The 13,849-nt window shown below is 72.2% G+C and carries 12 protein-coding genes; 4 read left to right on the top strand and 8 right to left on the bottom strand.

Annotated elements, in window-relative coordinates; all coding sequences use genetic code 11:
• Together ACFVU9_RS32570 and ACFVU9_RS32565 are read right to left on the bottom strand one after the other, a co-directional pair.
• A partial coding sequence (locus tag ACFVU9_RS32570) for a PKD domain-containing protein (RefSeq protein ID WP_387599621.1) occupies positions 1-2,320 on the bottom strand: 2,320 nt, incomplete at its 3' end.
• A 224-nt stretch (positions 2,321-2,544) separates the two neighbouring features.
• Positions 2,545-4,974, bottom strand: a complete 2,430-nt coding sequence (locus ACFVU9_RS32565; protein ID WP_387599618.1) for a PKD domain-containing protein — start codon at positions 4,972-4,974, stop codon at positions 2,545-2,547.
• Between the two features lie 359 nt (positions 4,975-5,333).
• Here ACFVU9_RS32565 and ACFVU9_RS32560 point away from each other — a divergent pair, with 359 nt between their 5' ends.
• Positions 5,334-6,371 (top strand): fatty acid desaturase family protein, encoded by a 1,038-nt coding sequence (locus ACFVU9_RS32560; RefSeq protein WP_387599625.1) that lies wholly within the window; start codon positions 5,334-5,336, stop codon positions 6,369-6,371.
• Between the two features lie 60 nt (positions 6,372-6,431).
• A complete protein-coding gene (locus tag ACFVU9_RS32555) occupies positions 6,432-6,902 on the top strand; it encodes a hypothetical protein (RefSeq protein WP_380502591.1) in 471 nt (156 codons plus the stop codon).
• A gap of 17 nt (positions 6,903-6,919) precedes the next feature.
• Here the strand turns inward: ACFVU9_RS32555 and ACFVU9_RS32550 are convergent, their stop codons facing one another.
• Entirely contained in the window at positions 6,920-7,813 is an 894-nt protein-coding gene (locus ACFVU9_RS32550; protein ID WP_387599615.1) for an alpha/beta fold hydrolase, read from the bottom strand.
• Positions 7,814-7,876: 63 nt separating this feature from the next.
• Here ACFVU9_RS32550 and ACFVU9_RS32545 point away from each other — a divergent pair, with 63 nt between their 5' ends.
• The gene (locus ACFVU9_RS32545; RefSeq protein WP_387599612.1) at positions 7,877-8,488 is read left to right on the top strand and encodes a TetR/AcrR family transcriptional regulator; all 612 of its coding nucleotides are present in this window, start codon (positions 7,877-7,879) and stop codon (positions 8,486-8,488) included.
• 20 nt (positions 8,489-8,508) lie between these two features.
• Here the strand turns inward: ACFVU9_RS32545 and ACFVU9_RS32540 are convergent, their stop codons facing one another.
• Entirely contained in the window at positions 8,509-8,871 is a 363-nt protein-coding gene (locus tag ACFVU9_RS32540; protein WP_380435500.1) for a nuclear transport factor 2 family protein, read from the bottom strand.
• A 71-nt stretch (positions 8,872-8,942) separates the two neighbouring features.
• Here ACFVU9_RS32540 and ACFVU9_RS32535 point away from each other — a divergent pair, with 71 nt between their 5' ends.
• Positions 8,943-9,827: a LysR family transcriptional regulator gene (locus tag ACFVU9_RS32535; protein WP_380498355.1), complete on the top strand. Its 885-nt coding sequence runs from the start codon at positions 8,943-8,945 to the stop codon at positions 9,825-9,827.
• Positions 9,828-9,835: 8 nt separating this feature from the next.
• Here the strand turns inward: ACFVU9_RS32535 and ACFVU9_RS32530 are convergent, their stop codons facing one another.
• The 4 genes from ACFVU9_RS32530 to ACFVU9_RS32515 all read right to left on the bottom strand — a co-directional run bounded on the left by ACFVU9_RS32530 (position 9,836) and on the right by ACFVU9_RS32515 (position 13,801).
• Positions 9,836-10,672 (bottom strand): ABC transporter substrate-binding protein, encoded by an 837-nt coding sequence (locus ACFVU9_RS32530; protein ID WP_387599609.1) that lies wholly within the window; start codon positions 10,670-10,672, stop codon positions 9,836-9,838.
• A 257-nt stretch (positions 10,673-10,929) separates the two neighbouring features.
• Complete coding sequence (locus tag ACFVU9_RS32525) at positions 10,930-11,721, bottom strand: ABC transporter ATP-binding protein (protein WP_387599607.1); 792 nt, start codon at positions 11,719-11,721, stop codon at positions 10,930-10,932.
• The gene (locus ACFVU9_RS32520; protein WP_380502576.1) at positions 11,721-12,767 is read right to left on the bottom strand and encodes a FecCD family ABC transporter permease; all 1,047 of its coding nucleotides are present in this window, start codon (positions 12,765-12,767) and stop codon (positions 11,721-11,723) included. The genes ACFVU9_RS32525 and ACFVU9_RS32520 overlap by 1 nt, the downstream gene beginning before the upstream one ends.
• On the bottom strand, positions 12,764-13,801 hold the full coding sequence (locus ACFVU9_RS32515; protein ID WP_380435510.1) for a FecCD family ABC transporter permease: 1,038 nt from the start codon (positions 13,799-13,801) through the stop codon (positions 12,764-12,766). Before ACFVU9_RS32515 ends, ACFVU9_RS32520 begins: the two co-directional genes overlap by 4 nt.
• Between the last annotated feature and the right edge of the window lie 48 nt (positions 13,802-13,849).

Genomic DNA, 13,849 nt, shown 5'->3' with positions numbered 1-13,849 from the left:
TGGGCTGGTCGCCGGGGTTGCCCCAGGTGGCGGTGGAGACGGTGGCGTCGTCGTGGCGCAGGGCGAAGGTGCCGTTGCGGTAGATGCCGAGCTGGAAGTGGCCGGTGGCGTCCCAGTCGCCGGAGACGGGGTTGTCTCCGGGCTGGCCGAAGGCGGCGGTGGTGAGGGTGCCGTCGTCGTGGCGGACGATGAAGGTGGCGGTGCCGGGGCGGTAGAGGGCGAGTTGGGCGTGGCCGTTGCCGTCCCAGTAGCCGGGGACGGGGAGGTCGCCGGTGTCGCCGAAGGGGATGGCGGTGACGGTGCCGTTGTCGTGGCGCAGGGCGAAGGTGCCGTTGCGGTAGATGCCGAGCTGGTCGTGGCCGAGGCCGTCCCAGTCGGCGGTGGCGGGGAGGTCGCCGGCCTGGCCGAAGGAGACCTGGGTGATGTCGGCCTTGCAGCAGTCGCCGGTGGAGCGAAGTGCCCAGGTGCCGTTGTTGAAGAGGCCGTTGGCGGCGGGCTTGCCGGTGCTCCAGCGGCCGGCGATCGCCCGGTCACCCGGATCGGTGAAGTTGGCGTGGGCGAAACCGTCGGCGGTGGCGCTGCGGCCGTGGTCGTCCCGGACGGTCAGTCGCACGAGGTAACGGCCGGGCTTGGCGTAGGTGTGCGTGACCGGGCCGGCGGGCTGTGACTGGAACCATTGGTACTGGCCGTCACCGAAGTCGACGCTGTACTCCGAGACCGGCCACGGGCTGTTGTACGAGCCGGTGACCGCGATGCTCGCGGGGGCCGAGGCCGAGCGCTGGACCTGGACGGCGGCGGTGATCGGGCCGCTCGCCACGTCGGCGGGCGTGGTGGTCTTCTTGACGGTGCCGTTGCTGTCGGTCGCGGTCAGTGTGGCGGTGTACCGCCCCGCTGCGGCGTAGGTGTGCGTCAGCGGGAAGGCCGGCGCGGTCACGACCGGGCTGCCGTCCCCGAAGTCCAGCGTGGTGGTGGCCGGGTACCAGGGCGAGGTCGTCCCGCCGTAGAACGTGACGGCCATGGGCTGGTCGGGCATGTACGCCCCGTGGTTCAGCGAGACGTTGAGCGGGTTCTGGTACTCGGCCGCCCCGCGGTCGTGGTAGCCCACGCCGGTGCCGGTGTTGGGCACGAGCGGGTCGTCGACGCGCGGGTTGCCGTAGACGTCCGTGTCCAGCTGACCGGGCGCGGTGGCGTCGGCCGAGTCCACTGCCGGCGAGCTGGCGCTGGGGGTCACGTCCTCCAGCATCGAGTTGTAGTCGGACAACTTCGGGTCCGCCGTCAGGTCGTGCTGCCCCTGGCCGGTGGCGGCGGCGAGGTCGGCGGGTGACCGGTAGAGCGTGCCGTCCCAGGAGTAGGCGTGGGTGTCCGGGCTGTCGGTGTACAGCACGTTGTAGTCGGACCTGGTGCCGGGGACGGAGCCGGACGCCACCATCACGCCGACGCCGACGTTCACGTCGCAGTTCCGGTGGACCTGGACGATGTTGTTCACCACGGTCGAACCGGTGGAGCTGCCGGTGAGCACGATGCCGGTGCCGCAGGTGCCGCCGATGGTGTTGCTGTTCACCACGGTGCCCGGCGCACTGTCGGCGACGATGATGTTCGAGGCGCGGAAGTCGTAGACCCCGGTGAAGGCGTTGGTGGTGACGATGGTCCCGGTCACCCCGGGCTCGATGGCGACGCCCGCCCGGCCGCTGCCGCCGATCTGGTTGCGGCTGATCGTGACGTCGCGGGTCTTGCCGGTGAGGCGGATGGCCGACGTGTTGTTGTCCGGGTTGGTGGGCGGTGACGTCGTGGCCTTCGTGACCTGAGCCCCCGCACGCGTCACGGCGTTGCCGTCGACCGTGATGCGCTCGGAGTCGGCGACGAGCACCGCCTCCTCGTCGGAGTCGCTGAGCCAGAAGTTCTTGATCGTGATGTCGTGCACCCCGGATGCCACGAAGGCGTGCGGTGCCTTCGTGGTCGACGGGTACCCGCCGGGGGCGATCTCGACGTGCGGCCGACGGCCGATGGGGGAACCCTCGCCCTGGATCGTGATCGGGTGCCCCGGGGTGCCGGACTGCTTCAGCGTGACCTGTTCCGTGTACTGGAAGCCGCCGACCCGGATGGTCTGGCCCGGCTGCGCAGCGTCGGCGGCGGCCTGGATGCTGCAGAACGGACGGCCCATCTCGGTGCCCGGGCCACTGTCCGAGCACGACGTGGGGTTGTTGTTGTCCACGTACAGGTACGCGGGATCGGCGTGCGCGGCCATGGCCGGCAGCGCGCTCACGATGACGGTCGAGCTCACGAGTGCGGCGGCGAGGCCGACGCGACGTCTGCTGGGCACTGCTTGATCCCCCTGGGGTGTGCGGAGCGCGCCGGGCCGCCGCCTGTGTTCGGGCGTGGAACGTTCGACCGGCGCGAGCGCGAACGATATCCAAGGCGGCGGACACCACCCTGCGGTGGGGGCCGGTTCGAACAGCCCGGCAGCCCCGCCCCTCCGGTGTGAGGCTGCGAGCCAGAGCGGCCCTGCACCGTTGGGTGGGGTGCAGGGCCGCTTCTGTGTTCTGGTTAGTAGACCTGGCCGGCGTAGCCGTAGATGCCGGTGTATGCGCCGCTGAGGGCGTAGGAGGGGTCGGTGGGGCGGAAGATGCCGTAGGTCATGCGGCCCTTGGCGTACCAGTCGCCGACGATGGGCTGGTCGCCGGGGTTGCCCCAGGTGGCGGTGGAGACGGTGGCGTCGTCGTGGCGCAGGGCGAAGGTGCCGTTGCGGTAGATGCCGAGCTGGAAGTGGCCGGTGGCGTCCCAGTCGCCGGCGACGGGGGTGTCTCCGGGCTGGCCGAAGGCGGCGGTGGTGAGGGTGCCGTCGTCGTGGCGGACGATGAAGGTGGCGGTGCCGGGGCGGTAGAGGGCGAGTTGGGCGTGGCCGTTGCCGTCCCAGTAGCCGGGGACGGGGAGGTCGCCGGTGTCGCCGAAGGGGATGGCGGTGACGGTGCCGTTGTCGTGGCGCAGGGCGAAGGTGCCGTTGCGGTAGATGCCGAGCTGGTCGTGGCCGAGGCCGTCCCAGTCGGCGGTGGCGGGGAGGTCGCCGGCCTGGCCGAAGGAGACCTGGGTGATGTCGGCCTTGCAGCAGTCGCCGGTGGAGCGAAGTGCCCAGGTGCCGTTGTTGAAGAGGCCGTTGGCGGCGGGCTTGCCGGTGCTCCAGCGGCCGGCGATCGCCCGGTCACCCGGATCGGGGACGTTGACGCTGATGAGGCCGTCGGCCTTCGCGGTGCGGCCGTGGTCGTCGTTGATGGTGAACCGCACGAGGTAACGGCCGGGCTTGGTGTAGTTGTGCCGGACCATGCCACCGGGGTAAGGCGCCCCCGGGGTGGTCTCGATGGTGCCGTCGCCCCAGTCGACGCTGTAACCGGTCACCGTCCACTGGCTGTTGAAGGAGAGGTACGCCCAGGCGTTCCTGGGGTCCGTCGCAGAGTGGGAGGCCCCGATTCCGGCGGTGAGCGGGCCGATCGTCGTGTCGACGTCCCTGGTGGTCGTCTTGACGGTGCCGTTGCCGTCGGTCGCGGTGAGGGTGGCGGTGTGGTGGCCCTCGGCGTAGGTGTGCGTCAGCGGGAAGGCCGGCGCGGTCACGACCGGGCTGCCGTCCCCGAAGTCCAGCGTGGTGGTGGCGGGGGACCAGGGCGAGGTCGTGCCGCCGCCGAACTCGGCGTCCAGGGGGTGTCCGTACTGGCCGGTCGTGAGGGTCAGCGAGACGGCGAACGGGTTCTGGTACTCGACCGCTCCACGGTCGTGGTAGCCCACGCCGGTGCCGGTGTTGGGCACGAGCGGGTCGTCGACGCGCGGGTTGCCGTAGATGTCCGTGTCCAGCTGGCCGGGCGCGGTGGCGTCGGCCGAGTCCATCGCCGCGGTGTCGGCGGTGGGGGTCAGGTCCTCCAGGGAGGCGGGGGCGGTGAAGATCTTGGGGTCGACCGCCAGGTCGTGCTTGGCCTGGCCGGTGGCCGCGGCGAAGTCGGCGGGCGTCTTGTAGAAGATGCCGTTCCAGTCGTAGACGTAGTCGGCCGGGCCGTCCGCGTACACCACGTTGTAGTCGGCCCTGGTGCCGGCGACGGACTCCGGGGACACCGCGAGTCCGATCCCGACGTTGGGGTCGCACTTCCGGAAGATCTTGACGATGTTGTTCACCACCGTCGAGCCGGTGGAGCCGCCGCTGAGCGTGATGCCGGTGCCGCAGGTGCCGCCGATCGTGTTGCTGTTGACGACCGTGCCGGGTGCGCCGTCGGCGACGATCACGTTCGAGCCCGCCGCGGGGCCGATTCCGGTGAACGCGTTGGTGGTGATGATGCTCCCGGTCACCCCGGGGTCGACGGCCACGCCCGCCCGGCCGCTGCCGGCGATCTGGTTGCGGCTGATCGTGACGTCGCGGGTCTTCCCGGTGAGGCGGATGCCCGGCGTGTAGCCGGCCGGGGCGCCCGGCGCCCCGCCCGTGATCTGCATCCCCGCCCACAGCACGCTGTTGCCGTCGACCGTGATCCGCTCGGAGTCCTGGACGAGCACCGCCTCGTCCGCGGGCTGGTCGATGGAGAAGTTCCTGATCGCGATGTCGTGCACCCCGGACGCCAGGAAGGCGTGGGGGGCCTTCGCCGTCGAGGGGTACCCGCCCGGGCGGATCCGGGTGCGCGGCTCCTTGGGGTTGGCGCGCTTCTCGCCCTGGAAGACGATCGGGTGGTCCGCGGTGCCCGATCGCTTCAGCGTGACCTGTTCCGTGTAGTCGGTGCCGGAGACGAGCACGGTCTGGCCCGGCTGCACCACGTCGGCGGCGGCCTGGATGCTGCAGAACGGTTGGTTCTGCGTCCCCGGTCCGCTGTCCGAGCAGGCCTTGTGAGTCTTGATCACGTACAGGAACTCGGTGTCGGCGTGCGCGGCCACGGCCGGCAGCCCGGCCACGACGGCGGTCGAGCTCACGAGTGCGGCGGCGAGGCCGACCCGACGCTTTCTGGGCACTGCTTGGTCCCCCATCAGTTGTGCGGAGCGCGTCGGTCCGTCTGGTGTCCGAGTGTGGAACATACGGCCGACGCGTGCGCGAACTGTATCCAAGGGAGCCGACACCACTCTGGGCGGGCCTCTGCTTCGATCCGCCTGTACGGAACCCTCCGCTGCGACGCGAGGAGTACGGCCGTCCTGGCGATCGAGTGGTGCTGCGGCGACACCTTCGAGGCTCTCTTCGCCACCAGACGGAGGAGGGGTGAGGCTGTCCCGGGGGAGGACAGGGGGGTTAACACCCGTACGGGACGGGTGATTTCCCCGTTCTCCGGGGCGCCCCGGCGAACCAGACTCGGGGCATGCCCACACAGCCCGCGACGATGACGGTCGCGCCCGAGGCCCTCGCCCCGCAGCCGGAGACCGGCGGCAGCGACTTCGCCCAGTTGAGCCGCCGGATCGCCGCCGAGGGCCTGCTCGCCCGGCGGCACGGTTACTACGCCGCTCGCGCCGCACTGGTGCTCGCCGCGTTCGTCGGCGGCTGGTGCGCCCTGTTCGCGCTGGGCGACACCTGGTGGCAGCTCGGTCTGGCGGCGGCGATGTCCGTCGTGTTCGCCCAGATCGGCCTGCTGTCCCACGACCTGGCGCACCGGCAGGTGTTCTCCCGGCGCGCGCCGAGCGAGATCGGCGGCCGGATCGCCGCGAACCTGCTGATGGGGATGAGCTACGGCTGGTGGATGAACAAGCACACCCGCCACCACGCCAACCCCAACCACGAGGAGCGCGACCCGGACGTCGCCCCCGACCTCGTCGTCTGGTCCCAGCGGCAGGCCCGGCAGGCGAGCGGGCTCGCCCGGTTCATCGGGCGCCGGCAGGCGTTCCTGTTCTTCCCGCTGCTCCTGCTGGAGGGCCTCAACCTCAGCTTCAACAGCTTCCGTGCGCTGCGCGGTCCCGCGGTGAAGCGGCCGTGGCTGGAGGGTGCGCTGCTGGTGGCCCATTTCGCCGGCTACTTCGGGCTCGTCCTCGCCGCGCTCCCGGTGGGCAAGGCGGTGGCGTTCCTCGCCGTCCACCAGGCGCTGCTCGGCGTCTACCTGGGTTGCGTGTTCGCCCCGAACCACAAGGGCATGCTGATGGTCACGCCGGAGATGCGGCTCGACTTCCTGCGCCGCCAGGTGCTCACCTCGCGCAACGTCCGTGGCGGCCTCGCCGTCGACGCCGTGATGGGCGGCCTCAACTACCAGGTGGAGCACCACCTCTTCCCCAGCATGCCGACGCCCGCGCTCGGGCGGGCGGCGCGGATCACCCGTGCGTTCTGCGCGGAGAAGGGCATCCCGTACTACGAGGTGGGCCTGTTCCGCTCGTACCGGGAGATCCTCGCCCACCTGCACCGCACGGGGGAGCCGATCCGCTCGGGCGATTGAGGTGGGGAAGGCAGGCTGGTGACGCTTCCTCAGGTCGACCGGGCCTGCCAAGATCCGCTGGTGAAACACGTGACGTACCGTCTTCCCCCGGCGCAGCTGCGCCGTCAGTGGATCTTCTCGACGCTCTTCCTGGCCGGTGGTGCCTACCTGGTGTACCGCGGTTCGCTCTTCCCGTTGTCCGTCCGGACCGCCGTCGGCATGGCCTTCGGCGTTCTCCTGATCACCGGTGGACTCCTCCAGGTGAACGGCGTCTTCACCAGCGTGAGCTTCGACGAGCGTGAGATCCGGTGGACCGGTGTACTGGGCTCCCGCAAGAGGTTCGCCTGGGCGGACGTCACCAGCGTCGAGGTCGTGAAGAACCGCAACCGCCCCGATTCCGGGGACGTCGTGCGGGTCACCCACCGGGACCGCGGCGACTTCAAGCTGCCGGCCGTGATCGGCATGCCGGGCGCCTGGCGCGACCCGGCCTTCGAGGCCAAGGCGGCCCACCTCATCGCCACCTGGCGCGAAGCCACCGTGGCGGCGGCTTAGCCGACCCGGCCCCTCGCTCACGCACCGGAGCGGGGGGTCGCACCGTTCTTGTGCGCCGGGGCGTCGAGGATCCGGGCCGTGATCAGCTCCGGCTGGTCGGTGGTCAGGGCGTGCCCGGCGTCGGGGACGAGTTCGATGCGGGCCGTGGGCAGCAACTCGCGGAGGCGGGCCGATACGGCCCGGGAGTCGTGCAGGGCGCTGCGCTCGCCGAGGAGGACGTGGGTCGGGGCGTGCAGGCGTCCCAGTTCTTCGTCGGTGAAGGTGTGGGCGAGGGGGAGCCGGCGGCGGAAGCCCATGGTGGCCTTCATCAGGGCCATCAGTTCGGTTTCGAGGATGGTGCTGTTCCCGACCACTCGTGCCAGGCGAGGGCGAAGTGCCCTCGGGGCGAGGCCGGCGAGGCCGCCGGCGATCACCCAGGCGTAGAAGCGCCACCCGAGGTCGGCCATGCCCGCCGGGTCGAGGAGGGTGAGGCCGGCGACGCGATCGGGGTGGTGGATGGCGTGGTTGATCGCGATCCAGCCTCCGTACGAGCACCCGACGAGACGGGCGGAGGGCGTGTCGAGTGCGGTGAGGAGTTCGTCGAGCCACGCGGCGGCGTCGCGGCCGTCGTGCAGGGGAGCGGTCTGGACGCTCGCACCGGGTTCGCCGATGGTGTCGACGGCGATGACGGGGTGCCGTTCGGCGAGCGCCTCCACGTACCGGTGCCACATCAGCGAGTTGCCGCCGGATCCGGGCAGGAGGACGAGCGGCTCGCCGTGCTCGGTCCCGGTGCGGTGGACGCGGGTGGTGCCGAACGCGGTGGGGACGTCGATCGCGGTCCTCGGGCCGGGCCACAGGGACGCGAACGTGCGCTCGTAGGCGGCGCGGAAGCGGGACTCGGCCCGGGCGTTCCTGAACTCGCTGATTCGCATGGTACATGTGTATCACAGGCATGATACGGGTGTACCAGGATCGGTGGAGAGGAAGTTCGCGGGATGGCGGAGAAAGCCGACCACGAGGAACGGCGCCGGCAGATCGCCGAGGCCCTGCTGCGCATCGCCGACACCCAGGGCCTGCAGGCGGCGAGCATGCGGGCGGTCGCGGCGGAGGCCGGGGTGTCGCTGCGGCTGGTGCAGTACTACTTCACGACGAAGGACGGGCTGCTGCTGGATGCCCTGGCGAGGCTCGGGGTCCAGCTCCAGACCCGGATGGAGCGGTGGATCAAGGAGGCCGGGTCGCCGCCCACGCCGCGGAGCATCGTGACGGCGATCCTGGCGTGCATCCTGCCGACGGACGCCGAGAGCCGGCGCATCACGCGGACGTATGCGGCGTACTACACGCTCGTGCTGAGCGATCCGGGGGCCATGGAGAAGAAGGGCCCGCTCCAGCCGGATCTGCTGGAGGGCTTCCTGGCGAAGCAGATCCGCGCGGCGCAGGAGGCGGGGGAGATCGGGGTGGGGAAAGATGCGGCGGTGACGGCCGCCGGGCTGCTGGCCATGGTCAACGGGCTGGGGTCGAGCGTGCTGGGCGGCCAGCGCGGCGGGGAGGAGGCGGTGGCGATCCTGGAGTACCACCTGGAGGAGTTGTTCGGCGCGGGAAGTCGGTGAGGCCGACTTCCCGCGGCCGCCTACTTGGCGAAGCCCGCCAGCAGTTCGCGCGGGTCGAAGGTCACGCGGATCCGCGTGATCCTGCCGTTCTCGATGTGCATCCAGTTCACCGTGGGCGTCGCCGGGGCAATGCTCGTGTGCAGGTCGTACCAGGTGATCACGTCGTCGCCGTCGGCGACCCGGACCTGGACGTCGATCTTCTCCAGCACCTGCCCGAGACCCTTCAGTCCGCCCAGGGCCTCCTCGACCCCCGAGGCGGTGCCGAGCGCGCCCACGAAGTCCACGTCCTCCGCCAGTAGTTCCCGCACCGCCTCGAAGTCGCCGGCCTCCCAGGAGGCGAAGTAGGTCTCGGCGATCTCGCGTGCACTCTTCGTCGTCGTCATGCCTCCATGGTCCGCCGGTATCCACCCATCCGTCCAACAGATAGATCGAATGCCAGCTATCATCATCAGTTATGGAGATGCACCAGCTGCGCTACTTCGCCGCCGTCGTCGACGAGGGCTCCTTCACCGCTGCCGCTGCTCGCCTGCATGTGAGCCAGTCCGGCATCAGCACCCAAGTCGGCAAGCTGGAACGCGAGTTGGGCCAGCAACTCCTCGAACGCGCCAGCCGGGGAGGCATCCGCCTCACCCCCGCCGGCGAGGCGATCCTCCCGCTGGCCAAGAACGCCCTCGCCACGCTCGACGACATCCAGCACACCGCCGCCGAGTTCGCGGAGGCCGTGCGCGGGCGCGTGCGCCTGGGCATGATCACGGGCTGCTCGATCCCGCCGTTCCTCGACGTCGTCGCCGACCTCGGCCGCACGCACCCCGGGATCGAACTCAGCCTGCACGAGGACGACTCCGAGCTCCTCCAGTCCCACGTCCTCGCCCGCACCCTCGACCTCGCGCTGATCGGATTCGCGGGCGAGGCCGACCCCGAGCTCGACGTGAGCGTCTTCGTCGACGAGCCGATCGCCGCCGTCGTGCCGATCGGGCACCCGCTCGACCGCAAGACCGTCCGCCTCGCCGACCTCCGAACCGGCGAGAAGATCCTCGGCCTGACCAGGGGCACCGGGATCCGCGCCGCCTACGACCGCTCGTGCCTCCAACTCGGCCTGGAACCCCGCGTGGACATCGAGGCCGGCTCGCCGACGACGCTCCTGCGCCTCGCCGAACGCGGCGCGGGCGTGGCCGTCCTGAGCCCGTCGTCCGCCGTCGGCGTCCCGACGCTGCGCGTCATTCCCCTCAAGGACGCGGCCGTTCACGCCCGCCTGGGCCTCGTCGCCCGTCGTGACCGGCACTCGCCGGCCGTACGGCTGCTGCGGGCCAAGCTCCGTGCGGCACTCGGCGGTTCGTGACCCGGACGTCACGCCCCCAGGAAGCGCTGCAACTCGTCCAGCATGTAGTTGGCACCCGTGTACCCGATGCCCTCGAACCACAGCTGGTCGTCGACGGGGAAGGCCCGGTGCGCCTTCACGGCGCCGAGCGCCTGCCACGCGGAGCTCGCCAGAACGGTGCCGGCGCCGGACCGCTCCGGATCGCCGTACGTCCCGTAGAGCAGGAGGTCGCCGTCCGCCCTGGCGATCTGGTCGAGCGGGACCTCGAAGTCGGACTGGTCGACGTTCTGCGCGTCCGGCCGCCCGATGCCCGCGTCCGACAGCACCACCCCCGGGAAGCTCTGCTTGCCGTACAGCCGGATCCCGCCGCCCTCGACGAACCGCACGAGGCTCACCTTCCGCCCGGACACCTTCGCGTCCGAGAGCGCGGCCGTCACCTGCGAGACGTGCCGCTGGTACGAGCCGACGAAGGCCGCGGCGGCCGCCTGCCGGCTCAACGCCTGGGCGTGCAGCTGGAAGTTGGCCTTCCAGGGGGCGCCCGTGGTCTGGGTGAGCACGGTGGGCGCCAGCTCCCGCAGGGCGTCGTAGCGGTCGCCGTCCCGCATCTGGTTGGACAGGATCAGGTCCGGCCGCAGCGACCGGATCGTCGCGAGGTCGGGCGCCCCGGCCGGCCCGACGTACGCGATCGCGGCCGTCCGGGACTGCGGCCAGTACTCCGGGTAGTGCGCGTCCAACGCGGGCCGCGCGGCCCCGATCGGCGCGATCCCGAGCGTCAGCGCCGAGTCGAACACGTCCGTGTCGAGCGCGACGACCCGCAGCGGCGCACCCGGCACGACCACCGGCCCGACCGCGGTGTTCACCGTCACCGGAGGCACCGCCGCACCCGAACCGCCCGCCGGGACCCCGTCCGTCCCCGAGCCCCCCGCCCGATTCGTCGTACACCCGGCAAGGGCGGCCCCACCCAGCCCGACCAGCAGCGCGCGACGGGTGATCCGGTGCATCGGCGATTCCTCGGACGGTCGGACGACGGGGGAGACGAACCCTGCCGATTATGTCCGAATTGCCGCCCGACACCCGCCCGCGCCGCCCGGCCCCGGAAGGACGTGGCGCGGTCCGTTCGCCGTCAGGCCGCCGTCCACGGGGCGCCGGGGACCACCAGGGGGGTGCCGGTGACCGGGTCGGGGACGACGACCGAGTCGAGGCCGAAGACCTCGCGGACCAGGTCGGCCGTCACGACCTCCGCCGGGGTGCCCTGGGCGACGATGCGGCCCTCGCGCATGGCCACCAGGTGGTCGGCGTAGCGGGCGGCCTGGTTGAGGTCGTGGAGGACGGCGACGACCGTGCGGGCGCGTTCGGCGTTGAGGCGGCGGACCAGGTCGAGGACCTCGACCTGGTGGGCGATGTCGAGGTAGGTCGTCGGCTCGTCGAGGAGCAGGACGTCGGTGCCCTGGGCGAGGGCCATCGCGATCCAGGCGCGCTGGCGCTGGCCGCCGGAGAGCTCGTCCATGCTGCGCTCGGCCAGGTCGGCCGTGGAGGTGCGCTCCAGGGCCTCGGCGACGGCGGCCTCGTCCTCCGGGGACCACTGCTGCCACCAGCTCTGGTGCGGCTGGCGGCCGCGGGCGACGAGGTCGGCGACCGAGATGCCCTCGGGGGCGGTCGGGGACTGCGGGAGCAGGCCGCGGCGCTGGGCGACCCGCTTGGTCGGGATGCGCGCCAGCTCCTCGCCGTCGAGCAGGACCGCGCCGCGGGCGGGCTTCAGGAGGCGGCCGAGGGCGCGCAGCAGCGTGGACTTGCCGCACGCGTTCGGGCCGACGATCACCGTGACCCGGCCCTCCGGCACCGTGACGTCCAGGCCCTCGACGACCGTGCGCGCCTCGTAGGCGAGGGTCAGGTCACGGGCTTCCAGCACGGCCATCAGGCACCTCCACGGCGGGATCGTACGAGCAGCCACATCAGGTAGGGCGCGCCGACCAGGCCGGTCACGACGCCCACCGGCAGTTCGGTCGGGGCGAGCAGGCGCCGGGCGATCAGGTCGGCGAGGACGACGACCAGGGCGCCGGTCAGCGCCGAGCAGAGCAGCGGGACCTGCGCGGAGCGGGCGAGCCGCAGGGCGATCTGCGGGGCCATCAGGGCGACGAAGTCCACCGGGCCGGCCGCGCCCGCCGCGCACGAGGCGAGGACGGTGCCGAGCAGCGCCATGCCGAGCCGGATCCGGTCCAGCCGCAGGCCGAGGCCGACGGCGGTCGCGTCGTCGAAGGAGATCGAGCGCTGCGCCCGCGCCGCCCACAGGGCGACGGGCGCGGCGGCGAGCAGCACCCAGGCGAGCCAACCGGCCTGGTCGTAGCCGGAGCCGTTGAGGCTGCCCGTCATCCACACCTTGGCGGCCTGTGCCTGGAAGCCGTCGCCCTTGGTGAGGAAGACGGAGGTCAGCGAGGAGAGCGCGACGCTGATCCCGATGCCGATGAGGACGAAGCGCTGCGCGTGCAGCCCGCGCCGCCAGGCGAGCGCGTAGACGAGCACCCCGGCGACCAGTCCGCCGAGGACGGCCGCGTACGGGGCCTGGCCGGTGGAGCCGACGACGCCGTACGCCATGAGGCCGACGACGGTCGCGGTGGCGCCCCACGTGACGCCGACGACGTCGGGGCTGGCGAGCGGATTGCGGGCGACGGTCTGGACGAGCGCCCCGGCCAGCCCGAGCGCGGTGCCGACCAGCAGGCCGACGACGATGCGGGGCAGCCGGAACTCGCCCACCACCAGCTCGTTCGGGTTCGGCTTCCCGAGCACGACCTCGACGACGTCGACCGGCGACACGGTGGACTCGCCGAGGCACAGCGAGGCGATCACGGTGCCGGCCAGTGCCGCCAGCAGCCCGAGCGCGACGAAGGCCGAGCGCCGGTGCAGCAGGAACGACGCCCGTCCGGCCCGGACGACGGTGTAGCCGCGCAGGGAAACCGACGTCACGCCGCCACCACCTTGCGCCGCCGCACCAGCGCGACCAGCACCGGGACGCCCACGAGCGCCGTCATCACCCCGGCCGGGACCTCCGACGGCGGGAAGAGCACCCGCCCGAGCGTGTCCGCGAGGAGCAGCAGCGCCGGGCCGAGCACGGCGGAGAAGGCGAGCACCCACCGGTTGTCGGCCCCCGCGACGGCGCGCGCCGCGTGCGGGACGGCCAGGCCGACGAACGCGATCGGGCCCGCCGCCGCGACCGCGGAGCCGGTCAGCACGGTGGCCCCGAGGGCGCCCACCGCCCGGACGAGGCCCGTCTTCGCGCCGAGCCCCTTCGCGGTGTCCTCGCCGAGCGCGAGCGCGTCCAGCCCGCGCGCCACCGCGACCACGAGCACCGTCCCGACCAGCAGGAAGGGCAGCAGCTGCCAGGCCACGTCGGAGGTCCGCCCGGACAGCGAGCCGACGTGCCAGAACCGGAACCGGTCCATCGTCGCGGCGTCCGTCGTGAGCACCAGCGTGTTCAGCGACGCGATGAACGCGGAGATCGCCGAGCCGGCCAGCGCCAGCTTGACCGGTGTCGCGCCGCCGCGCCCGCGCCCGGCGAGGCCGTACACGAGCACGGTGGCGATCACGGCGCCCGCGAACCCGAACCAGACGTACCCGGTCAGCGTCGAGACCCCGAAGCCGGAGATCGCCACGACCACGCCGGCCGCCGCGCCCTGGGAGACGCCGAGGATGCCGGGGTCGGCGATCGGGTTGCGGGTGAGGCCCTGCATGACGGCCCCGGCGAGGCCGAGCGCCGCGCCGACGGCGACGCCGACGACCGTGCGCGGCACCCGCAGCTCGCGGACGACGACGGCGTCGGCGGTGTCGCCGCCGTGCAGCAGGGCGTCGAGCGTCTCGGAGAAGGGGATCGTGCGGCTGCCGGCCGAGAGGCTCAGCAGCACCGCGCCGGCCAGGACGGCCAGCGCGGCGACGAGCCACGGTATGCGGCGGTGGGAGGTCCGTCGCCGGCCGGGCGGCGGCGCGGCGGTGGTGTCGGTCATGGGCCCTCTTCCGCAGACAACTCAGGTAAACCTAAGTTCCGCCGCGAA

The organism is Kitasatospora sp. NPDC057936 (assembly GCF_042887525.1).
In the GTDB taxonomy this organism is placed as follows: domain Bacteria; phylum Actinomycetota; class Actinomycetes; order Streptomycetales; family Streptomycetaceae; genus Kitasatospora.
The sequence above is the reverse complement of the archived record's forward strand: the minus strand, read 5'-3'. Positions and strand labels throughout refer to the sequence as shown.

What these genes read in the sequence shown, in the direction of transcription:
- ACFVU9_RS32560 (WP_387599625.1), top strand. Translation starts at nt 5,334, where the DNA reads ATGACGGTCGCGCCCGAGGCCCTCGCCCCGCAGCCGGAGACCGGCGGC.
- ACFVU9_RS32550 (WP_387599615.1), bottom strand. Translation starts at nt 7,813, where the DNA reads ATGCGAATCAGCGAGTTCAGGAACGCCCGGGCCGAGTCCCGCTTCCGC.
- ACFVU9_RS32545 (WP_387599612.1), top strand. Translation starts at nt 7,877, where the DNA reads ATGGCGGAGAAAGCCGACCACGAGGAACGGCGCCGGCAGATCGCCGAG.
- ACFVU9_RS32540 (WP_380435500.1), bottom strand. Translation starts at nt 8,871, where the DNA reads ATGACGACGACGAAGAGTGCACGCGAGATCGCCGAGACCTACTTCGCC.
- ACFVU9_RS32535 (WP_380498355.1), top strand. Translation starts at nt 8,943, where the DNA reads ATGGAGATGCACCAGCTGCGCTACTTCGCCGCCGTCGTCGACGAGGGC.
- ACFVU9_RS32525 (WP_387599607.1), bottom strand. Translation starts at nt 11,721, where the DNA reads ATGGCCGTGCTGGAAGCCCGTGACCTGACCCTCGCCTACGAGGCGCGC.
- ACFVU9_RS32515 (WP_380435510.1), bottom strand. Translation starts at nt 13,801, where the DNA reads ATGACCGACACCACCGCCGCGCCGCCGCCCGGCCGGCGACGGACCTCC.